Genomic DNA, 21,039 nt, shown 5'->3' on the forward strand with positions numbered 1-21,039 from the left:
CGACATGCATAAAACAAGAACCTGAAGCGCGTCGCATGAGGCTGGTCGAACGCGACGCGCTTTAAGCTGCACCAATATCGCCACAGCCGCCGGTCGCTTGCGGGCGGGCTGTGGCGGTGGCAGATTGCGGCCGAAACCATCGAGCAGGGTGAATATGGTCTCCAAACGCCTCAGCCGCGAAGCCGGTCATCGCCGCAAGTTCCTGGCGATCATCGACGACACGCCGGAATGCGAGCGCGCCGTCGCCTACGCCTCGAAGCGGGCGCAAAGCACGGGCGGCGTGCTGGTGCTGCTCTATGTCATCGAGCCGGATGATTTCCAGCACTGGCTGGGCGTCGAGAAGATCATGCGCGAGGAGGCGACCGCCACGGCGCGCGCCGCGCTCGACAGCTACGCCAACAAGGTGCGCCAGAAGCTCGGCATCGAGCCGGAACTGGTGGTGCGCGAAGGCAAGCCGACCGAAGAGATCCACAAGCTGATCGAGGAAGACCAGGACATCGCCATCCTGGTGCTGGCGGCAGGCGCTGGCAAGGAAGGGCCTGGGCCGCTGGTCGGCGCGGTTGCCGGCAAGGGCGCCGCCTTTCCGATTCCAGTGACTGTGGTGCCGCAGAACCTGTCGGACGAGGAGATCGACAGCCTCGCCTGAGATGTGCCGATATTCAGGTGAGGCCGGCCTACAAATGGCGGCTTCCTGCGCTTCCGGTGCTCACGTACCAAAAGTACGCTCCGCTCCGGCCTTCGCCGACCGGAGCCCTCGTAGGCGCCTCCGTCCTATGAAGGCTACGGCCGGCGTAGGCCGGTTCTCGGAAACCATCATTTTCGGCTCGGCCTGACCTGAATCTCAACACATCTCCAATTGTTTCAGCGAGCTAGCAAAACATTCCACCAGCCAGCCGTTCCCCGCGATGCCTTTCGCTTGAATGTCGGGCGGATAAAGCCTAATTAGAATTATTCCAAACTAGCTGCCCGAAACGGGCACGGAGATGGCCATGTTCATCCAGACCGAGTCGACGCCAAACCCGGCGACGCTGAAATTCCTGCCCGGCAAGGAAGTGCTGCAAGAAGGCACCGCCGATTTCCGTGATGCCGACAGCGCCGCGACGGCTTCGCCGCTGGCCGGCCGTCTGTTCGAGATCCCCGGCGTCACCGGCGTCTTCTTCGGCTATGATTTCATCACCGTGACCAAGGACGGTCCCGACTGGCAGCATCTGAAGCCGGCTATCCTCGGCGCCATCATGGAGCATTTCATGTCCGGCGCCCCGGTGATGGCCAAGGCCGGCCCCGCCGCCGAGACCAGCCAGACCGGCGAATTCTACGACAAGGCCGACGAGGAGCTGGTCGTCACCATCAAGGAGCTGCTCGACACGCGGGTGCGCCCGGCGGTGGCCCAGGATGGCGGCGACATTACCTTCCGCGGCTTCGAGAACGGCACCGTATTCCTGCACATGAAGGGCGCCTGCGCCGGTTGCCCGTCCTCGACGGCGACGCTGAAGCACGGCATCCAGAACCTGCTCCGGCACTTTGTGCCGGAAGTGCAGCACGTCGAACAGGTCTCCTGACGCGCCGTTCCATCGTCAACGTCGATAGACAACAAAAAACCGGGCCAAAGTGCCCGGTTTTCTGTTTGCGACGTCTGTGTGTTGCCTAGACGGTCCGCGTATAAAGCTCTTCTTGTTTGACCATGATCTTGTCCGAAAACCGGGTCCCGCTTTTCGGGATCATGGTCTTACAGCACAATGACCTTGGCGCCGACCGAGGTGCGGTCGTAGAGGTCGATAATGTCCTGGTTCATCAGCCGGATGCAGCCCGACGACATCGCCTTGCCGATCGAATTCCATTCCGGGCTGCCATGCAGGCGGTAGCCCATGTCGCCGCCCTTGTTGAACAGGTACATGGCGCGCGCGCCGAGCGGGTTCTTCAACCCCGGCTCCATGCCGCCGGCAAACTTGGCCAGCTCCGGCTGCCGCCTGATCATCTGCGACGGCGGCGTCCAGGTCGGCCATTCGCGCTTTAGTGCGATACGGGCGGTGCCGTGCCATTCGAAACCTTCACGGCCGACGCCGATGCCGTAGCGCATCGCTTCGCCGTCGCCCATGACGAAATAGAGGAACTTGTTCTGCGTATCGACGATGATGGTGCCCGGCTTTTCCCTGGTGTCGTAGTCGACGATCTGCCGGCGGTATTTGAACGGCACCTTTTCGATCGGGATGCGCGGCAGATGATAGCCGGCATCGGTCACCGCGCCGTAGTTGTTGGTGAAGATCTGCGAGCCGATGGTGCTGCAACCGGCGACAGCCGTCGACAGCGCCAGGGCCGCGACGATTGCAAGTGACTTCATGCGCATGAAAAGGTCCGATGCCTGCCCAAACAACAGCGGCTCGAGTCGGCCGCTTTTTTCATCTTCATTCATGCTGGCATTTGCTTTGCTTGCCAAGCGGGCGATGCCTATATCCTTGGGCTTGCGTGCTGGTAAACCTGCGACTATGGCATTTCGGCAACAGCCCCCGCAGGATTATGCTGCAAAATCAATGGGCCAAGAACAAGAACCCCGAGACGGGGAATCACCATGAATGTCGGTGACGCTGGCTGGCGCTCTGGCCGGCCAGCCAAGGCCATCCGTTACTACGAGGAGATCGGCCTGATCTCGCCTGAGACGCGGCCGCTGCAGGAGATAATCCTGACAAGCCTGGTTCAATAGGCCGGTTCAATAAAGAACGCCGCGAAGCACCGTCCAAGCCAGAAGCCCGAACGTGCCGATCACCACCACTGCACCAAGGACCGTGCCGATCTTTTCAGGCAGTCCATCGGGGCGACCAGGATCGTCGGCCATTCAACTATCGATCATGACGTAGGCGGCACCAAACACGGCAACGATGATTGCCCCAAGCACCGCCCATCCTCTAACGGCCGAGCGGATTTCCTCCGGTGTCGCCGATTTGCGTCCGTCATCGTCCGTCATCTAATGCTCCTCGTAAAAATCCCGTGGCCGACATTGAAAGCGCAAGCTGCCGGCGCTGCCAAGAGGGTGCAGCGGACTCTTTTGCGCAAAAGTTTAGGAGCGTGCGCCGTTCGATAGCAAGCGTTACCTAGCCTTCGACACTCCGCAAAGCACGGGCGGCCGTCATGATCCCGGTGGGCGATACCGGATCGACTTCGCCCTGCCAAGCGCGTCCATCGTCTCTTCGACACTTAACAGGACGGTGGTCTCGTACGAGCTGAGCGCGCCTCCCGCACCGATGGCGAGCATGACAGAGGCCATGGACACGTTGTCCGGCGCCTCCCATAGGTTCCAGCCATCGTACTCTCCGAAGGCATACCAGAACCCGTGCAGCTTTCCGCCGACCGACTCGATGTAGGAACGGGCAGCCTCGCGTCTGTCCTCGGGATTATCCATCAAGCGCGCCCAGGTTTCGGGCCTGTAGCTGAATCGCGTGAGATACATCGGCATGGTTCGTCTCCTCCCAGAGCTGCCCCCACCAAGACAGTTAAGCGCCCCAATCCGGGAGAACGCGAGTCGTTTCCGAGGCGTAGTACCGCTGGCTTAGTTGCGGGACCGCTAATAGACCTGTTTCAATTGCCTTTCCCAAGGGGAGTAAGGTCAATGGCCGCATATCTCATTGCCGATGTCGACATAACCGACGCCGCCGTTTTCGAGGAATACCGCCGGGACGTGCCTGCAACCGAAGCCCGCTACGGGGGAAGGTACATCGCTCGTGGCGGAGCCACCAAAGTGCTGGAAGGCGATTGGGAGCCTCATCGCCTTGTCATCGTCGAATTTCCCGACATGGCCTCGCTCCTCGCATGGTACGACTCTCCGGAATACGGCCGCCTCAAAGCCATCCGCGAACGCTGTGCAAAGACGAGGATCATTGCTCTGGAGGGCATGATGCCGGTTAGTTAGAGGGGGTTGTCAACCAGATAATCGCCGCCCAGAAGGCGGCTATATATTTGACAAACCCGGATGACCGCTGACCAAAGCTCCGCTACAAATCAGCCGTGACGCCCGCGCCTATTAGTAGTTTCATTGGAGCCATGATCCTCAGTTTGGTTGGGGTTCTAGCCTACCGCTGGTTTGGCCCTATCGCGCTGGTTATTGTCGGAGGCATTGGTCTTCCAGCGGTGCTCGCCTGTTCCTTATACCGATTTGATTTGAAAAACCGGAAGGCGCGTGAGTGGCTTAATCCGACAGACAAGAGCTCCTAGACCAGCACTGGCCCCAGCACAAAGGCGATTATCTGGTTGGCAACCCGCCTTGGCAGCGGCGACAAAACATGATTCAAATGCGGTTGTGTTGGGGGAAAACATGATCCGCATAGCCATCGTTATAGCCATTGCCGTCAGTGCATCGGCATGCACTAGCCAGGCGAACGTTCCTTATGACACGAGTAAAAAAACCTGTAGAATCTATGTTGAGCCGGGGTCAGGCCACAAGCGTGAACTTTGTCTTCCGGACACTCCAAATAAATACTGTGTGCGTGCTTATTATATAAACACACCAGGTGGAGAAAGGGTAATGTGCGGCCCACTAACCCGCAAGGCAACCACTGCCGAGGGTCGTGCCAGACAGCTTGCAGGCAGTAAATACCCGTAGGAAAACACCCACGGTGGGCCGCTTGCGCTTCAGGGTTCTGCACCGGCGGTGTCCCGTTCTGGTTGGGTTTGTCAACCGGATAATCGCCCCAAAAACCGGGTTCAAACCGTGAACAAAATCTGACATGGTGCGGCCATGCCTATCATCTCACCTCTACCCCTCAACCCCCTTCTCGACGGTCGCCAGTCGGAGCGTGCCATGCTGGTCAGGCGTGGCGTGCAGCGGCTGCTCAAGCAGATGGGCGCGCATGTCTTGCCCGAACTGTCGCTGGCCACCGGGCGCCGCGCCGATCTCGTAGCGCTGACCCGCCAGGGCGATATCTGGATCATCGAGATCAAATCCTCGATCGAGGATTTCAGGGTCGACCGCAAATGGCCGGACTACCGGCTGCATTCCGACCGCTTCTTCTTCGCCACCCATCCCGGCGTGCCCGCGGAGATCTTTCCGGAAGAGTGCGGCTTCATTCTCTCCGACGGCTATGGTGCCGAGGTCCTGCGCGATGCGCCCGAGCACCGGATGGCGGCGGCGACGCGCAAGGCGCTGATGCTGAGGATCGCGCGCGCCGGTGCCGCGCGGTTGCTGGCGGCGGAGCTTGCCGGGGTGTCGGTGCCGGCGCTGGAGGGTGAGAGTGAGTAGGGGGTTTCCCTCTCCGTAGTCATGGAGGCTTGCGCTGCCCCGGCTGCCGCCACCTTGCATAAGAGACGATGTATGACTGCGGTGTTCCGCAAGGAACGCCAACAGCCGGCTGTAGCCTTCGTCTTCCCAGTGCAGGTCGAGATTGGAAATGAAACCCGGCACGAAGACGAGATCGAGCGATCCCTGGCCGACCACCTGATAGGCGATCCGCACGTCGCCGCTGAGCGCGTAGCGAGTTTCGATCGGCCTCACGAGGTTTGTCCGCCCGACCCGACGATTTCTTATCGCCGGATCATAGCAGAGCCGCGAGACTTGCGGCAGATGAAACCTTAGAGGGTGTGAATGTAGGCCCGCGGCGCCTACTTCTGTGACGCAGCCGTAGTCTCGGTGCTCGCTCCGCCGACGCTAAAACCTGCGCCCTCCGGCGCGCCCGGCCGCTTGATGTGTGGGGCGGCCGCGACGACAAGCTCGTTGAAGCCTTCGCCGCCGCTGTCGAGCATCTCGAACAATTGCCGGCGCATCCTCGGCTCCCAGAACTTGTTGATGTGCTCGGCGACGCCGGCAATGCCTTGCTCGCGCGGCTTGGAGTGGAAAAAGGCAGCGATCTGGTTGGCCATGCGAACCAGCTTTTCGCTGGTGCTCATGAGGTGGCCTTCGTCATGCGACATGCTTGGCAACTCCGGAAACCACGCGGTCAGGATGGGTGAAAATATCGAAATCATCGCCGCGCACCAGCGCCACCAGCGTCATGCCGGCGTCGTCTGCGGTGCGGATGGCAAGTGCCGTCGGCGCCGAGACGGCGATGATGAAGGCAGCACCGATCGCCGCGGTCTTCTGCACCATCTCGACCGAAACGCGCGACGTCACGACGACGGCCCCCGACCTGCCGTCGATACCGGCTTTGGCCAGCGCGCCGGCCAGCTTGTCCAGCGCATTATGACGGCCGACATCCTCGCGCGCCATGACGATGCCCTTGCCGGGGAGGTAAAAACCGGCGGCGTGGACCGCGCCGGTCTCGGCGTGCAGCGGCTGCACCTTCGACAAAAGCTTGACCGAGCGGACGATGTCATCGGCCTGAAGTGTAAGTTTCGACGCACCGACCGGATCGACCGAGCGCATCGCTTCCTCGATCGATTCGATGCCGCACAGCCCGCAGCCGACCGGGCCGGCGAGCCGTCTGCGACGCGCCTCGAAACGGGTGTTGGCCTGGTCCTTCAGCCGGATCTGGATATCGATGCCGGCGCCGTGATCCTCGACCTCGATGGCTTCGATTTCGTCTGGCGAGGCAATGATGCCTTCGGTCAGCGAGAAGCCGAGCGCGAAATCCTCGAAATCGGCCGGGCTTGCCATCATCACCGCATGCGTGGTGCCGGCAAAGGAGAATGCTACCGGCGTCTCTTCCGGCACCATGCGGTTGGCGGCCGCGGTGCCGCCGGCGCGGCGCGCGAGGCGGCTGATCTGGGTGACAGCACGACGTTTGGGCATCACGCGGCACCCCCCTCTGGCCTACCGGCCATCTCCCCCTCAAGGGGGGAGATTGGCAGTTCAGACGTAAGGCACCCTTCGACGCTGGTGATTGGCGAAAGCCGAGATGACATCCAATCTCCTCCCTTGAGGGGGAGATGGCCGGTAGGCCAGAGGGGGGTGCTCCGGCACGACGCCAAAACGCTACTCCGCTGCTTGCAGCGAGGCGATGCGGCGGCTTTGCTTTGCCTGCTCGTCATAGTCGCGCTGCCATTCCGACGGGCCGTTGGATGCACCCACCTGCACCGCGGTCACCTTGTATTCCGGGCAGTTGGTCGCCCAGTCGGAGAAGTCGGTGGTGATGACGTTGGCCTGGGTGTCGGGATGGTGGAAGGTCGTATAGACGACGCCCGGCGACACCCGGTCGGTGATCAGCGCGCGCAGCGTCGTCTCGCCCGAGCGGCTGGTCAGCCGCACCCAGTCGCCATCGCGCAGGCCGCGATTTTCGGCATCATGCGGATGGATCTCCAGCCGATCCTCGCTGTGCCACACGACGTTGTCGGTGCGCCTGGTCTGCGCGCCGACATTATACTGCGACAGGATGCGGCCGGTGGTCAGCAGCAGCGGGAAGCGCGGCCCGGTCCTCTCGTCGGTCGCGACATATTCGGTGCGGATGAACTTGCCCTTGCCGCGCACGAAGCCGCCAATATGCATGATCGGCGTGCCTTCCGGCGACTTCTCGTTGCAGGGCCACTGCACCGAGCCCACCCGGTCGAGAAGGTCGAAGGAAACGCCGGAGAAGCTCGGCGTCGTCTTGGCGATCTCGTCCATGATCTCGGAGGGATGCGTGTAGTTCCAGCCGAGGCCGAGCGCCTTGGCGAGCTCCTGCGTCGTCTCCCAGTCGGCATAGCCGCATTTCGGCTCCATCACCTTGCGCACCATGTTGATGCGGCGCTCGGCATTGGTGAAGGTGCCGTCCTTCTCGAGGAAGGTCGAGCCGGGCAGGAACACATGCGCGTAGTTGGCCGTCTCGTTGAGGAAGAGGTCGTGCACGACGACACATTCCATCGCGGCGAGACCCGCGGCGACATGCTTGGTGTCGGGGTCCGACTGCAGGATGTCCTCGCCCTGTACATAGAGCCCCTTGAACGAGCCGTCGACGGCCGCGTCCAGCATATTGGGGATGCGCAGGCCGGGCTCGTCGTCGAGCTTGACACCCCACAGGCTCTCATAGATGGCGCGCACCGCGTCGCCCGAAATGTGGCGGTAGCCGGGAAGTTCGTGCGGGAACGAACCCATGTCGCAGGAGCCCTGCACATTGTTCTGGCCGCGCAGCGGATTCACGCCGACGCCCGGCCGGCCGATATTGCCGGTCGCCATGGCGAGGTTGGCAATGGCGATGACGGTGGTCGAGCCCTGGCTGTGCTCGGTCACGCCGAGGCCGTAATAGATCGCGCCGTTGCCGCCGCGCGCATAGAGCCGCGCCGCGCCGCGTATGTCGTCGGGATCGACATTGGCGAGCTGACCGACGACCTCCGGGCTGTTTTCCGGCAGTGCCACGAACGATGCCCAGTCCTGGAACTCGTCCCAGTCGCAGCGCTCGCGGATGAACGCCTCGTCGAACAGGCCTTCGGTGACGATGACATGGGCAAGTGCGGTCAGCATGGCGACGTTGGTGCCCGGCTTCAGCGGCAGATGGAACTGCGCTTCGACATGGGCCGAGCGCACGATATCGGTGCGGCGCGGATCGAGCACGATCAGCTTGGCGCCCTGGCGCATGCGCTTTTTCATACGCGAGGCGAACACCGGATGCGCATCGGTCGGATTGGCGCCGATCAGCAGGATGACGTCCGTCTGCTCGATCGAATCGAAATCCTGCGTGCCGGCGGAGGTACCGAAGGTCTGGCCCAGGCCATAGCCGGTCGGCGAATGGCAGACGCGGGCGCAGGTATCGACATTGTTGTTGCGGAAGCCCTGCCGGACCAGCTTCTGGACGAGGTAGGTCTCCTCGTTGGTGCAGCGCGACGAGGTGATGCCGCCGATCGACGTGCGGCCGTACTGGTACTGGATGCGGCGGAATTCATTCGCCGTATGGGTGAGCGCCTCTTCCCACGACACTTCGCGCCACGGATCGCTGACCCGCTCGCGGATCATCGGCTTCAGGATACGGTCCTTGTGTGTCGCATAGCCATAGGCGAAGCGGCCCTTGACGCAGGAGTGGCCGTGGTTGGCCTTGCCTGCCTTGTAGGGCATCATGCGAATGACCTCGTCGCCCTTGACCTCGGCCTTGAATGAGCAGCCGACGCCGCAATAGGCGCAGGTGGTGACGGTCGAGCGCTCGGGCAGGCCTTTCGCAAGCACGGTTTTCTCCCTCAGCGCATCGGTCGGGCAGGCCTGCACGCAGGCCCCGCACGACACGCATTCGGAATCGACGAACGCCTCGTGCATGCCGGCCGAGACCCTGGATTCGAAGCCGCGGCCCTCGATGGTCAGCGCGAACGTGCCTTGCACCTCTTCGCAGGCGCGCACGCAGCGCGAGCAGACGATGCATTGCGCCGGATCATAGGTGAAATAGGGGTTCGATTCATCGCGGGCGATGTAGTCGATGGTCAGCGAGCCATGGCCGGGCGCCACGCCGTTTTCTTGCTCGACGTGGTTGCGGCCGTCCACGCCATAGCGGTTCTCGGTCAGGCCGACCGTCCTGACGACCTTGTCGAACTCGCTGGCGCCGGTGCCGGCCGTCTCGCCCCACGCAGCCGGATGGTCAGAGACATAGAGCTCCATCACGCCGCGACGAATGGCGTTCAGCCGGTCGCTCTGGGTATGCACGACCATGCCTTCGCCAACCGGCGTCGTGCACGAGGCCGGCGTGCCGCCGCGCCCGTCGATCTCGACGAGGCAGACCCGGCAGGAGCCGAACGAGTCCAGCATGTCGGTGGCGCAGAGTTTCGGGATTTCAACGCCCGCTTCCATCGAAGCGCGCATGATCGAGGTACCCGCCGGCACCGTCACCGGCTTGCCATCGACGGTCAGCGTCACCTGCTGTTCCGCTTCGGAGGCGGGTGTGCCGTAGTCGATTTCCTGGACCAGCGATTTGATGTCGAATGCCGCGTTCATGCCTGTCCGCTCCTATTCCGCTGCTTCGGCGACCGGCGTCGGCCGAAAGTCGTCCGGGAAATGGTTGAGTGCACTCATCACCGGATATGGGGTGAAGCCGCCGAGAGCGCAAAGCGAGCCGAACTTCATCGTGTTGCAAAGGTCGGTGACCAGCGCGATCTGCTTTTCCGGTTCGATGTTCTCAGCGAGCCGGTCCAGCACCTCGACGCCGCGCGTCGAGCCGATGCGGCAGGGCGTGCACTTGCCGCAGCTCTCGATGGCGCAGAATTCCATGGCGAAGCGCGCCTGCTTCAGCATGTCGGCGCTGTCGTCGAAAACGACGATGCCGGCGTGGCCGATCAGCCCGTCCTTGGCCGCGAACGCCTCGTAGTCGAACGGCGTGTCGAACAGGGCGCGCGGGAAATAGGCGCCGAGTGGGCCACCGACCTGCACCGCTTTGACTGGGCGACCCGTTGCCGTGCCGCCACCGATATCGTCGACGATCTCGCCCAGAGTCATGCCGAACGCCGCCTCGTAGAGACCAGCATATTTGACGTTGCCGGCGATCTGGATCGGGATGGTGCCGCGCGAACGGCCCATGCCGAAATCCTTGTAGAAGGCGGCACCCTTGTCCATGATCACCGGTACCGAGGCCAGCGAAATGACGTTGTTGATCACCGTCGGCTTGCCGAACAGGCCCTTATGCGCCGGCAGCGGCGGCTTGGCCCGCACCTGTCCGCGCTTGCCTTCGAGGCTGTCGAGCAGGGCGGTCTCCTCGCCGCAGACATAGGCGCCGGCGCCGACGCGCACTTCCATGTCGAATGAATTGGGTGACCCGAGCACATTGACGCCGAGCACGCCGGCCCTGCGGGCGATCTCGACGGCCTTCTGCATCACCGCCACCGCATGCGGATATTCCGAGCGGATATAGATGAAGCCCTTGGTCGCGCCGGTGGCGATGCCGGCGATCGCCATGCCTTCGATCAGCACGAAGGGGTCGCCTTCCATGATCATGCGGTCGGCGAACGTACCGGAATCGCCTTCATCGGCATTGCAGACGATGTATTTGCGGTCGGCCGACGTATCGAGGACCGTCTTCCATTTGATGCCGGTCGGGAAGCCGGCGCCGCCACGACCGCGCAGCCCGGACTCGGTCACCTGCTTGACGATGTCGGCCGGTGTCATCGCCACCGCATTCTGCAGGCCGTTCAGCCCGCCATGCGCCTTGTAGTGATCGAGCGACAGCGGATCGGTGACGCCGCAACGTGCAAAGGTCAGCCGCGTCTGTTTGGCCAGGAACGGGGTCTTGTCCGGTGCGCCCAGCCAGCGCTTGTGATGGCCGCCGGTGAGGAAGCCGCAGTCGAACAGGCTTTTGACGTCGGATGGCTTGACCGGCCCATAGGCGACGCGGCCATTGGCCGTCGCCACTTCGACCATCGGCTCGAGGAAATAGGCGCCGCGCGAGCCGTTGCGCACGATCTTGGCCTCGATGCCGCGCTCGGCCAACTCCGCCCGAACCGCCTTGGCGACCTTTTCCGCACCCAGCGCCAGCGCGCCGGAATCGCCGGGAATATAGATGCGCGGGATCATGAGCGCACCTCGGCAACGATCTCATTGAGCTTTTCGTCGTCGAGCCGCCCGATCACCTCGCCGTCCAGCATCGCCGATGGCGAGCAAGCGCAAAGGCCAAGGCAATAGACCGGCTCCAGCGTCACCGAACCGTCGCGGGTTGTCTCGTGGAAACCGATGCCCAGCATTGATTTGAGCTTGGCGGCAATCGCATCCGAGCCCATCGACTGGCAGGCTTCCGCCTGGCAAAGCTTCAGCACATGGCGGCCGGCGGGCTGGCTGCGGTAATCGTGATAGAAGGTGACGACGCCATGCACCTCGGCCCTGGAGATGTTCAGCGCCTCGGCAATGACCGGCAGCGCGTCCCGCGGCACATAGCCGAACTCTTCCTGTATGCCGTGCAGGATCGGCAACAGCGGGCCTTCGAGGCCTTTCAGCTCGTGGATGATCGCCGCCGTGCGCGATGCGATCTCGGTACTTGCAGGCTGCATCGTCATGCAGCGCCCTCCCTGGTCGTGGCGGTCTTCCGCTAAGTGCTTAGGAAATCAGAGGAAACCCGCTAAATCAATAAAGCCGATCCGTTGCTCGATAGAAATTTTCTATCGATCTCGATCACCAGCATTATCTAGCCTAGCGGCGGGCGCGGAAATCGTCCGCCAGCGCCATTGCCTCGTCCAACAGCGCCGAGACCAGCGGCGTGTGCGGTTCGCGCGGCGCCGCCACCAGCCCGACGGTGTGGCTGGCATCCGGCTCGACGATCGGGATAGCCCGGATCGGCTCGGAAAAGCCGAACGTTTCCGCAAGGTTAAGCGGCATGATGGACGACCATTTGCCGGTGCGGATATGCGAGAACAGCACGATCATCGAGTTGGATTCCAGTGTCGGCCGCACCTGCACGCCGGCTTCGGCCAGATGCTGGTCGATGATGCGGCGGTTCTGCATGTCCGGCGTCAGCAGGCAGAGCGGCAGCTGGGAGAGTTCCGCCCATGTCACTTTGTCGCGGTCGAAATAGGGGTTCCCGACAGCGGTGATCAACTGGTAGCGCTCGTCGTAGAGCGGCACGCTGGTGACGCGTCCGAGCGGCTCGTTGTCGAGATAGGTGATGCCGGCGTCGATGTCGAAATTGCCGAGCAGCGACAGCACCTCGATCGATGTCCGCGACAGCACCGAGAAGGTGACGCCGGGATGCTTTGCCCGAAACGGCGTCGTCAATCGCGCCACCATGGCGAGGGCCGTCGGGATCGCGGCGATGCGGATGCGTCCTGACAGGCCGTGGCGTGCCGCCCGCATCTCCTCGCGCATGGTCCTGCTATCGCCGACGATGCGGCGCGCCCACACCAGCACCTGCTTGCCTTCCGGCGTCAGCCCCTGGAAGCGCGAGCCGCGCAGCACCAGCATCACGCCGAGCTGGCCCTCCAGCTGCTTGATGCCGGCCGAAAGCGTCGGTTGGGTGACGCCGCACACCTCCGCCGCGCGGCCGAAATGTTCTTCCCTGGCGAGTGCTATGAAGAATTCCAGCTTGTCGATCATGCCGTCGGGAGCCTGTCACGGACGCTATGTCCGATCTTAGCGCGCAAGGTCGGGGAAATCGCCTTCGGCCGCAAGCCGCCTGTGCAAATCGCCCGCATCCACATCTTTCAGCCGGCTTACTGTTTCCCGCGATGGAACGCGGCGCTATGTGGATGGGACGGGGTCGTGGACTGGACACGACGGGAGACGAAACATGCTGGGCTGGTTCCGCAAGCTTTTGCCGCGCGAAGATCGCTTCTTCGACCTGTTCGAGCGGCATTCCCGCACTGTGGTCGGCGGCGCTGAGGCACTGCAGCAGCTTTTGCAGGGCAACGACATCGACCGCTGGTGTCAGACGATCATCGATCTCGAGGACGAAGCCGATCAGATCACCGCGGAAGTTCTGCTGGCCGTGCGCCGCTCCTTCATCACGCCCTTCGATCGCGGCGACATCAAGGACCTGATCCAGTCGATGGATGATGCCATCGACATGATGCACAAGACCGTCAAGACGGTAAGGTTGTTCGAAAAGAAGGAATTCGACCCGCTGATGCAGGAAATGGGGGCCGTCATCGTCGAGGCCGCCAAGTTGGTGGCCGAGGCGATCCCACTGCTCGGCAAGGTCGGGGCGCATACGGTGCGCCTCAACGCCATCGCCGAGGAGGTCATGCGCGCCGAAGGCCGGGCCGACGACCTGCACGAACAGGGCCTGAAGGACCTGTTCAAGCGGCACGGCCGCAGCGATCCGATGGCCTATCTGATCGGCAGCGAGATCTACGGCCAGCTGGAAAAGGTGGTCGACCGCTTCGAGGACGTCGCCAACGAAATCAGCGGCATCGTCATCGAGAACGTATAGTGGAAGCCGCGATAGCCTTTCCGGTGCTGGTCGGCCTTGTCGCCGTCGCACTGTTCTTCGATTTCCTCAACGGCCTGCACGATGCCGCCAACTCCATCGCGACAATCGTCTCCACCCGCGTGCTGAGGCCGCATTATGCGGTGTTCTGGGCGGCTTTCTTCAATTTCATCGCCTTCATGTTCTTCGGTCTTCACGTGGCGGAGACGCTGGGAACCGGCATCATCGACGCCAGCATCGTCACGCCGGCAGTGATCTTCGCAGCACTTGTCGGCGCCATCGTCTGGAATATCGTCACCTGGCTCGTCGGTATCCCGTCCAGCAGCTCGCACGCGCTGATCGGCGGTTTGGTCGGCGCCGGCGTTGCCAAGGCCGGCACCGGCGCCATCGTCTGGGCCGGATTGGGCAAGACGACGGCGGCCATCGTGCTGTCGCCGGCGGCAGGCTTTCTGCTGGCGCTCGTCTTGATCCTCGCGGTCTCCTGGCTGTTCGTGCGGCAGACGCCGTTCGCCGTCGACAGCACCTTCCGCGTCATGCAGTTCTTTTCCGCCTCGCTCTATTCGCTCGGCCATGGCGGCAACGACGCGCAGAAGACCATGGGCATCATCGCCGTGCTGCTTTATTCGCAAGGCATGCTCGGCGCGAATTTTTACGTGCCGCTGTGGGTCGTCATCACCTGTCAGTCGGCGCTGGCGCTGGGCACGTTGCTCGGCGGCTGGCGCATCGTCCACACAATGGGATCGAAGATCACCCGGCTGAACCCGATGCAGGGTTTCTGCGCCGAGACCGGCGGTGCGATCACCCTGTTCGCCGCCACCTGGCTCGGTATTCCGGTATCGACCACACACACGATCACCGGCGCCATCATTGGCGTCGGCGCCGCACGCCGCGTCTCAGCCGTTCGCTGGGGCATTGCCGGCAACATCGTGGTTGCCTGGATTATCACCCTGCCGGCAACCGCGGTGATTGCGGCCCTCACCTACCTCGCGGTCGGCCTGGCAAGGTGAGAGCACCGCAGCACTGCGCGGCGGCGGTGCGTGAACGCCGTATCTACCTGTCCACAAGGTTCAGGATGTTGCCGTCCGGATCCTTGAACCATGCGACCTTCATGCCCTGACCGACATGAACGTCACCCTCCAGCGTCAGGCCGGGCATGTCGTAATGCTCGAAGGCCACGCCCTTCGATTTCAACGCCTCAACGATTTTGCCGAGCTCGTCGCCGACCGTCCAGGTCACAGCCGTCGCCTTGTTGGTCCCAGCGAAATTCGAACGGTACACGTTGATGCTGGTATCGCCGCTTTTATAGACGATCAGTTCGCCACCTTCATTGTGCACCTCTTTCAGGCCGAGCGTCCCTTCGTAGAAAGCCCTGGCCTTGGCCAAGTCCTTCACTGCGAGATTGGCCGTTGCGTTGCTGTTTGCGAGCATGATCGTCTCCTTCCCTTGATGTCGTGCTCATGCTGCTCCTTCGGATAGGTCGTAGCGGATGGTTGGCGACCGTCGATCAGGCAAATCTGACAGCGTCGGTCCGTTTTCCGGGGCACACCAGGCCGGCTGTTGCTCCACGACTTGGTTCTCTCCGGAAACTGCACTATCTCAGGCGCGAGCTTGCATAAGGAAGATCTGATGTCCGTCACCAAGGAAATCGTCATCGAACGCCTGAAGACGATCAACGGGCCGGATTTCACCGGCAATATCGTCGACCTCGGCATGGTTTCCGAGATTTTCATTGCCGATGCCAAGGTGTTCTTCTCGATCACCGTTCCCGCCGCCCGTGCCCAGGAGATGGAGCCGCTGCGTGCGGCCGCCGAGCGTGTCGTCAAGGCGATCCCCGGTGTCGCCGGCGCCGTGGTCGCGCTGACGGCGGAAAAGAAGGGCGGCGGCATGGAGGCGCCGGTTCCGCAAAGACCGGCTCAGAGGCCCGCTCCGCCGGCCGCACCTGCTCGTCCCGCGCCGCAGGCGCCCGCCTCGCACAGCCATGGCAAGCGCGGCGTACCAGGCATCGACGCCATCATCGCTGTTGCTTCCGGCAAGGGCGGCGTCGGCAAGTCGACCACCGCCGTCAATATCGCCCTTGGCCTGGCCGCCAACGGGTTGCGGGTCGGCGTGCTCGATGCCGATATTTATGGCCCGTCCATGCCACGTCTGCTCAACATTCATGGCCGGCCGCAGACCGTCGACGGCAAGATCCTGAAGCCGATGCAGAACTATGGCCTCAAGGTCATGTCGATGGGCTTCCTCGTCGATGAGGAGACGCCGATGATCTGGCGCGGGCCGATGGTGATGTCGGCATTGACGCAAATGCTGCGCGAGGTCGAATGGGGACCGCTCGACGTGCTCGTCGTCGACATGCCGCCCGGCACCGGCGACGCCCAGCTGACCATGGCCCAACAGGTGCCGCTGGCCGGCGCCGTCATCGTCTCGACGCCACAGGACCTGGCCCTGATCGATGCGCGCAAAGGCCTCAACATGTTCAGAAAGGTCGACGTGCCGCTTTTGGGCATCGTCGAAAACATGAGCTATTTTCTCGCCCCCGATACGGGGAAACGCTACGACATCTTCGGCCATGGCGGCGCGCGCCGTGAGGCAGAGCGCCTCGGCGTCACCTTCCTTGGCGAAGTGCCGCTCGAGATGGGCATCCGCGAAAGCTCCGATGCCGGCACGCCGGTGGTGGTCTCCAAGCCCGATAGCGCCGAGGCGAAAATCTATCGCGACATCGCCGCCAAGGTCTGGCACCGCGTCAATGAAGAGCGCGGCGCGGCCGAGGCTGCAGTGCCGAGCATCGTGTTCGAGTGATGCGGATATCCCTCCCCTTTGAGCGGAGGGTGGCCCGAAGGACCGGGCGGGGTCCGCGGCGACACGCTCCAACTTTTCCGGGATAGCGGACTGACAAACCACGATCCCGTCTAGCGCGGAGGCAGATGTGTGTCTATCGCACCAAAGTGCGGATTCGGATGGCGCGTGCCCCTTGCCTGCTCCCGCGCGTTGTCATATCGATTTGTCATACAAATACGGAGACCACGATGGCAGGCGCCCCCACCAGCAAGAAAAAATTTCGCTCGCAAGAGTGGTTCGACAATCCCGACAATCCGGGCATGACAGCACTTTATCTGGAGCGCTACCTGAATTACGGGCTGACGCGGGCCGAACTGATGTCCGGCAAGCCGCTGATCGGCATCGCCCAGACCGGCTCGGACCTGTCGCCCTGCAACCGCCATCACATCGAACTGGCCAAGCGCGTGCGCGAGGGCATCGTCTCGATGGGCGGCATTCCTTTCGAGTTTCCTTGCCACCCGATCCAGGAAACCGGCAAGCGGCCGACAGCTGCGCTCGACCGCAACCTTGCCTATCTCAGCCTGGTCGAGGTGCTCTACGGCTATCCGCTCGACGGCGTGGTGCTCACCATCGGCTGCGACAAGACGACGCCGGCCATGCTGATGGCCGCGGCTACCGTCAACATTCCGGCTATCGCGCTTTCGGTCGGCCCGATGCTCAACGGCTGGCACAAGGGCAAGCGCACCGGCTCCGGCACCATCGTCTGGGAATCGCGCCAGCGCCTGTCGGCCGGCGAGATCGGCTATGACGAGTTCATGGACATCGTCGCCTCCTCGGCGCCGTCGACCGGCTATTGCAACACGATGGGCACCGCTACCACGATGAATTCGCTGGCCGAGGCGCTCGGCATGCAATTGCCGGGCTCGGCCGCAATCCCCGCCCCCTATCGCGAACGCGGCCAGATCGCCTATGAGACTGGAAAGCGCATCGTCGACATGGTGCATGAGGATCTGAAGCCCTCCGACATCATGACCCGCAAGGCCTTCGAGAACGCCATCGTCGTCAATTCGGCGATCGGCGGGTCGACCAATGCGCCGATCCACCTCAACGCCATCGCCCGCCACCTCGGCGTGCCGCTCGACAACAACGATTGGCAGAAGGTTGGCCTCAACATTCCGCTCATCGTCAATCTGCAGCCGACCGGCGAATATCTCGGCGAGGACTATCACCATGCCGGCGGCGTGCCGGCTGTGATCGCCGAACTGATGAAGGGCGGCATGCTGCCCTATCCGGAAGCCATGACCGCTAACGGCAAGACCATCGGCGACAATTGCGGCGGCGCCGTGAACGAGAACCTCGACGTCATCCGCACCGTTGCCGAGCCGCTGAAAGCCAATGCCGGCTTCATCAACCTCAAGGGCAATCTGTTCGATTCGGCGATCATGAAGACCAGCGGCATCTCGCCTGAATTCCGCGAACGCTATCTGTCGAACCCGAAGGACCCGGAAGCGTTCGAGGGCAACGCCATGGTCTTCGACGGCCCCGAGGATTATCACGCCCGTATCGACGACCCGGCACAGGGCATCGACGAGCACACCATCCTGTTCATGCGCGGCGCCGGCCCGATCGGCTATCCCGGCGGCGCCGAAGTCGTCAACATGCAGCCGCCTGCCTATCTGATCAAAAAGGGCATCCACGCGCTGGCCTGTATCGGCGACGGGCGTCAGTCAGGCACGTCGGGCTCGCCGTCGATCCTCAACGCCTCGCCGGAAGCCGCCATCGGCGGCGGCTTGGCGCTGCTGAAGACCGGCGATCGCGTCCGCATCGACCTGCGCAAGGGTACCGCCGACATCCTCGTCAGCGACGACGAGATCACGCGGCGCCGCGCCGAGCTGCAGAACAATGGCGGCTATCATTATCCGAAGCACCAGACGCCGTGGCAGGAAATCCAGCGCGGCATGGTCGACCAGTTTTCCGAAGGCATGGTGCTGAAGCCGGCGGTGAAGTACCAGGATGTGGCTCATACAAGCGGCGTGCCGAGGGACAATCACTGACCAGGGTCCGTCGCACGAGCCGTCAGGTCGCCAGCGTTACGGTCACCTCATTTCTCCCCGTTAACAGCCCGCTAACGGGGAGAAATGCCCGCCACAGAGTTGGACGCGGTCATTTGTCAAAAGCGATTGCTCCCGCGAGAACGGGAATGCTTGACAAGCGGGCGTGACAAATCCACGATCATCGTAAGGGGTGCATCGCGACGACCCCGTGAGGCGTCAGCCCAACGTTCGCGTCCAAGCTTCTCTTTCAAGGAGGTGGACGCCATGCCGTCAACAACCGCTATCACTGTATCGCAACTGTCTCGTCTGATTGGGCTGCCGGGTGCGCCCGCAATCATCGATGTCCGCATCAATGATGACTACAACGCCGATCCGCGCCTGTTGCCGGGCTCAATCCGGTGTGACTTCAAGACTGTCGCCACCTGGGCTGGCGAATTCACTGGCCAGCAAGTGACGGTGGTCTGCCAACAGGGAAAAAAGCTCTCGCAAGGCGTGGCCGCATGGCTGCGGCACGAGGGCATTGCCGCCGAATCGCTCGAAGGCGGGTTTGAGGCATGGCGCGATGCCAAGGGGCTTTTGGTTCACACCGGCAAGATACCGCCCGCCGATGCCAAGGGCCGCACCGTTTGGGTGACGCGTACGCGCCCGAAGGTCGACCGCATCGCCTGCCCCTGGCTGATTCGGCGCTTCATCGATCCTCACGCGGTCTTTCTCTTCGTCGAGCCGGCCGAAGTGGCGGCGGTCGCCGATCGCTTTCAGGCCGTGCCTTTCGACATCGAGAACGTGTTCTGGAGCCACCGCGGCGAACGCTGCACCTTCGACACCATGATCGAGGAGTTCGGACTAAAATCCGAAGCGCTCGATCGTCTCGCCACGATCATACGCGCCGCCGATACTGCGAGCCTCGATCTTGTCCCACAGGCGGCCGGGTTCCTGGCCGCCTCGCTTGGCCTGTCGCGGATGTTTCGCGACGACCTGGAACAGCTCGAGGCCGGCATGCTGCTCTACGATGCGTTCTTCCGCTGGTGCCGCGATGCCACCGAGGAGACGCATAACTGGCCGGCCGCCGGTACGGGCAATCTCGGCGCGGGCAAACCTTCGTGAGCGCCGTCCTTTCGAAAAAGCCGCCGGAGATCCAAGAGCCGGTTGTGCCGAGCTTCCGGCAGGCCGTGAAAGTCTGGGCGAAAATCGGCGTGCTCAGCTTTGGCGGCCCGGCCGGGCAGATCGCACTCATGCACAAGGAATTGGTCGAGGAACGGCGCTGGATCGGCGAACAGCGTTTCCTGCATGCGTTGAACTACTGCATGCTGCTGCCTGGCCCCGAGGCCCAGCAACTTGCCATCTATATCGGCTGGTTGCTGCACAAAACGGTCGGCGGCCTTGTTGCCGGCATTCTCTTCGTCGTGCCGGGCGCGCTTGTCATGCTCGTCCTGAGCAGCCTCTATGCGCTCTATGGCGATGTACCACTCGTCGCGGCGCTGTTTTTCGGGGTGAAGGCGACCGTGCTCGCCATTGTCATCGAGGCGGTGATCCGGATCGGCAGACGCGCGCTGAAAAACCCCGTCATGGTGTCGATCGCACTCGCCGCCTTCATCGCCATCTACGCGTTGAACGTGCCGTTTCCGCTGATCGTCCTGCTTGCCGGCCTGGCAGGCTGGATCGGCAACCGTAGTGCGCCGGCATTTTTTTCCGGCGCTTCGCATGGCAAGGGCGATGTTCCCGAGATCAAGGGCGCGGTCGATCTGATGTTCGAGCGCGGTGAACTGACCCACGTCAGGCCGACGCGATGGCACGCGCCGCGCATCTTGGCGATCTGGCTGCCGATCTGGCTCGGGCCTGTTCTGCTGGTCTGGGCTGTCACCGGCTCGGCCAGCGTCTGGACGCAAATCGGTGGCTTCTTCAGTGTCATGGCGGTCGTTACCTTCGGCGGCGCCTACGCGGCCCTTGCCTATGTGGCGCAGGCAGCGGTCGAGTACTTCGGCTGGCTGGCACCCGGTGAAATGGTCGACGGCCTCGGACTTGCCGAAACCACGCCGGGCCCGCTCATCCTGGTCTTGCAGTTCGTCGGCTTCGTCGCCGCCTTCCGCCAGTCGGGCTCGCTGGCGCCGCTGCTTGCCGGGTTGTTTGGCGGGCTGTTCACGCTGTGGGCGACGTTTACCCCATGTTTCCTGTGGATATTCCTTGGCGCGCCTTACATCGAAGCGCTGCGCGGCAACAAGGCGCTGTCGGCGGCGCTCGGCGCAATCACCGCCGCCGTCGTCGGCGTCATCATGAATCTCGCTCTATGGTTCGGCTTGCACGTCATCTTCGGCGAAGTGCGCAATGTCGGGCTTGGAATGGACGTGCCGGTGCTTTCATCGATAGACTGGCGCGCGGCGCTGCTTTCCTGTGCCTCGATGATCGCCATTCTGAAGCTGAAAATCGGCATGCTGCCGACGCTTGCCGGATCGGCGCTGGCCGGCGTCTTGTTGCTGGCGGCGAGCGGCTAACGC

General features: G+C 62.9%; 22 protein-coding genes and 1 pseudogene. 12 read left to right on the plus strand and 11 right to left on the minus strand.

All coding sequences use genetic code 11. The annotated features are described in order from the left end of the window. The first annotated feature begins 154 nt into the window (after nt 1-154). Nucleotides 155-646 carry a universal stress protein gene (locus NKH63_RS14195; RefSeq protein WP_023717912.1) on the plus strand — a complete coding sequence of 164 codons (492 nt, stop codon included), beginning with the start codon at nt 155-157 and terminating at the stop codon, nt 644-646. A 343-nt stretch (nt 647-989) separates the two neighbouring features. Beyond that, the gene (locus NKH63_RS14200; RefSeq protein WP_023676386.1) at nt 990-1,559 is read left to right on the plus strand and encodes a NifU family protein; all 570 of its coding nucleotides are present in this window, start codon (nt 990-992) and stop codon (nt 1,557-1,559) included. Between the two features lie 167 nt (nt 1,560-1,726). Here NKH63_RS14200 and NKH63_RS14205 read toward each other — a convergent pair whose 3' ends face one another. After that, complete coding sequence (locus NKH63_RS14205) at nt 1,727-2,344, minus strand: L,D-transpeptidase (RefSeq protein ID WP_023717909.1); 618 nt, start codon at nt 2,342-2,344, stop codon at nt 1,727-1,729. A gap of 222 nt (nt 2,345-2,566) precedes the next feature. Between NKH63_RS14205 and NKH63_RS14210 the strand changes: the two are divergent. Then, nucleotides 2,567-2,650, plus strand: a pseudogene (locus NKH63_RS14210) (Cu(I)-responsive transcriptional regulator); the annotation flags it as partial. A 54-nt stretch (nt 2,651-2,704) separates the two neighbouring features. Here NKH63_RS14210 and NKH63_RS14215 read toward each other — a convergent pair. The 3 genes from NKH63_RS14215 to NKH63_RS14225 all read right to left on the minus strand — a co-directional run bounded on the left by NKH63_RS14215 (nt 2,705) and on the right by NKH63_RS14225 (nt 3,448). Continuing rightward, complete coding sequence (locus NKH63_RS14215) at nt 2,705-2,830, minus strand: hypothetical protein (RefSeq protein WP_352483308.1); 126 nt, start codon at nt 2,828-2,830, stop codon at nt 2,705-2,707. Then, the gene (locus NKH63_RS14220) at nt 2,831-2,959 is read right to left on the minus strand and encodes a hypothetical protein (protein ID WP_352483307.1); all 129 of its coding nucleotides are present in this window, start codon (nt 2,957-2,959) and stop codon (nt 2,831-2,833) included. 162 nt (nt 2,960-3,121) lie between these two features. Next, the gene (locus NKH63_RS14225) at nt 3,122-3,448 is read right to left on the minus strand and encodes a GYD domain-containing protein (RefSeq protein ID WP_352613828.1); all 327 of its coding nucleotides are present in this window, start codon (nt 3,446-3,448) and stop codon (nt 3,122-3,124) included. 153 nt (nt 3,449-3,601) lie between these two features. On the opposite strand from NKH63_RS14225, the gene NKH63_RS14230 reads away from it, so the two are divergent. The 3 genes from NKH63_RS14230 to NKH63_RS14240 all read left to right on the plus strand — a co-directional run bounded on the left by NKH63_RS14230 (nt 3,602) and on the right by NKH63_RS14240 (nt 5,560). Continuing rightward, complete coding sequence (locus NKH63_RS14230; RefSeq protein WP_023717905.1) at nt 3,602-3,901, plus strand: DUF1330 domain-containing protein; 300 nt, start codon at nt 3,602-3,604, stop codon at nt 3,899-3,901. A gap of 825 nt (nt 3,902-4,726) precedes the next feature. Then, a complete protein-coding gene (locus NKH63_RS14235) occupies nt 4,727-5,227 on the plus strand; it encodes an MmcB family DNA repair protein (RefSeq protein ID WP_352493730.1) in 501 nt (166 codons plus the stop codon). A 72-nt stretch (nt 5,228-5,299) separates the two neighbouring features. Then, nucleotides 5,300-5,560: a hypothetical protein gene (locus NKH63_RS14240; protein ID WP_198030469.1), complete on the plus strand. Its 261-nt coding sequence runs from the start codon at nt 5,300-5,302 to the stop codon at nt 5,558-5,560. 26 nt (nt 5,561-5,586) lie between these two features. Here the strand turns inward: NKH63_RS14240 and NKH63_RS14245 are convergent, their stop codons facing one another. The 6 genes from NKH63_RS14245 to NKH63_RS14270 form a co-directional block, all read right to left on the minus strand. Continuing rightward, a complete protein-coding gene (locus NKH63_RS14245; protein WP_352483304.1) occupies nt 5,587-5,895 on the minus strand; it encodes a formate dehydrogenase subunit delta in 309 nt (102 codons plus the stop codon). After that, entirely contained in the window at nt 5,885-6,712 is an 828-nt protein-coding gene (gene fdhD / locus NKH63_RS14250; RefSeq protein WP_023717901.1) for a formate dehydrogenase accessory sulfurtransferase FdhD, read from the minus strand. The genes NKH63_RS14245 and fdhD overlap by 11 nt, the downstream gene beginning before the upstream one ends. Nucleotides 6,713-6,895: 183 nt before the next feature. Continuing rightward, the gene (fdhF, locus tag NKH63_RS14255) at nt 6,896-9,808 is read right to left on the minus strand and encodes a formate dehydrogenase subunit alpha (protein WP_352483303.1); all 2,913 of its coding nucleotides are present in this window, start codon (nt 9,806-9,808) and stop codon (nt 6,896-6,898) included. A gap of 12 nt (nt 9,809-9,820) precedes the next feature. Next, nucleotides 9,821-11,377: a formate dehydrogenase beta subunit gene (locus NKH63_RS14260; RefSeq protein ID WP_352917993.1), complete on the minus strand. Its 1,557-nt coding sequence runs from the start codon at nt 11,375-11,377 to the stop codon at nt 9,821-9,823. Beyond that, entirely contained in the window at nt 11,374-11,853 is a 480-nt protein-coding gene (locus NKH63_RS14265) for a formate dehydrogenase subunit gamma (RefSeq protein ID WP_352590774.1), read from the minus strand. The genes NKH63_RS14260 and NKH63_RS14265 overlap by 4 nt, the downstream gene beginning before the upstream one ends. Nucleotides 11,854-11,986: 133 nt before the next feature. After that, nucleotides 11,987-12,886, minus strand: a complete 900-nt coding sequence (locus NKH63_RS14270) for a LysR family transcriptional regulator (protein WP_023717897.1) — start codon at nt 12,884-12,886, stop codon at nt 11,987-11,989. A gap of 193 nt (nt 12,887-13,079) precedes the next feature. Here NKH63_RS14270 and NKH63_RS14275 point away from each other — a divergent pair, with 193 nt between their 5' ends. After that, nucleotides 13,080-13,721, plus strand: coding sequence for a DUF47 domain-containing protein (locus NKH63_RS14275; RefSeq protein WP_023717896.1), 642 nt, complete (start codon nt 13,080-13,082; stop codon nt 13,719-13,721). Beyond that, nucleotides 13,721-14,725, plus strand: a complete 1,005-nt coding sequence (locus NKH63_RS14280; RefSeq protein WP_352493734.1) for an inorganic phosphate transporter — start codon at nt 13,721-13,723, stop codon at nt 14,723-14,725. Before NKH63_RS14275 ends, NKH63_RS14280 begins: the two co-directional genes overlap by 1 nt. A 43-nt stretch (nt 14,726-14,768) precedes the next feature. Here the strand turns inward: NKH63_RS14280 and NKH63_RS14285 are convergent, their stop codons facing one another. Continuing rightward, a complete protein-coding gene (locus tag NKH63_RS14285; protein WP_352493735.1) occupies nt 14,769-15,146 on the minus strand; it encodes a VOC family protein in 378 nt (125 codons plus the stop codon). A gap of 195 nt (nt 15,147-15,341) precedes the next feature. On the opposite strand from NKH63_RS14285, the gene NKH63_RS14290 reads away from it, so the two are divergent. From NKH63_RS14290 to chrA, 4 genes are all read left to right on the plus strand, one after another. Then, nucleotides 15,342-16,514 (plus strand): Mrp/NBP35 family ATP-binding protein, encoded by a 1,173-nt coding sequence (locus tag NKH63_RS14290; protein WP_352918065.1) that lies wholly within the window; start codon nt 15,342-15,344, stop codon nt 16,512-16,514. 227 nt (nt 16,515-16,741) lie between these two features. Then, a complete protein-coding gene (locus tag NKH63_RS14295) occupies nt 16,742-18,547 on the plus strand; it encodes an IlvD/Edd family dehydratase (RefSeq protein WP_352493736.1) in 1,806 nt (601 codons plus the stop codon). A gap of 264 nt (nt 18,548-18,811) precedes the next feature. Continuing rightward, on the plus strand, nt 18,812-19,651 hold the full coding sequence (locus tag NKH63_RS14300) for a chromate resistance protein ChrB domain-containing protein (RefSeq protein ID WP_352815817.1): 840 nt from the start codon (nt 18,812-18,814) through the stop codon (nt 19,649-19,651). Then, on the plus strand, nt 19,648-21,036 hold the full coding sequence (gene chrA / locus NKH63_RS14305; protein ID WP_352590780.1) for a chromate efflux transporter: 1,389 nt from the start codon (nt 19,648-19,650) through the stop codon (nt 21,034-21,036). The genes NKH63_RS14300 and chrA overlap by 4 nt, the downstream gene beginning before the upstream one ends. The last annotated feature ends 3 nt before the right edge of the window (nt 21,037-21,039 follow it).

This window comes from Mesorhizobium sp. M0960 (genome assembly GCF_040319055.1).
Classification (GTDB): domain Bacteria; phylum Pseudomonadota; class Alphaproteobacteria; order Rhizobiales; family Rhizobiaceae; genus Mesorhizobium.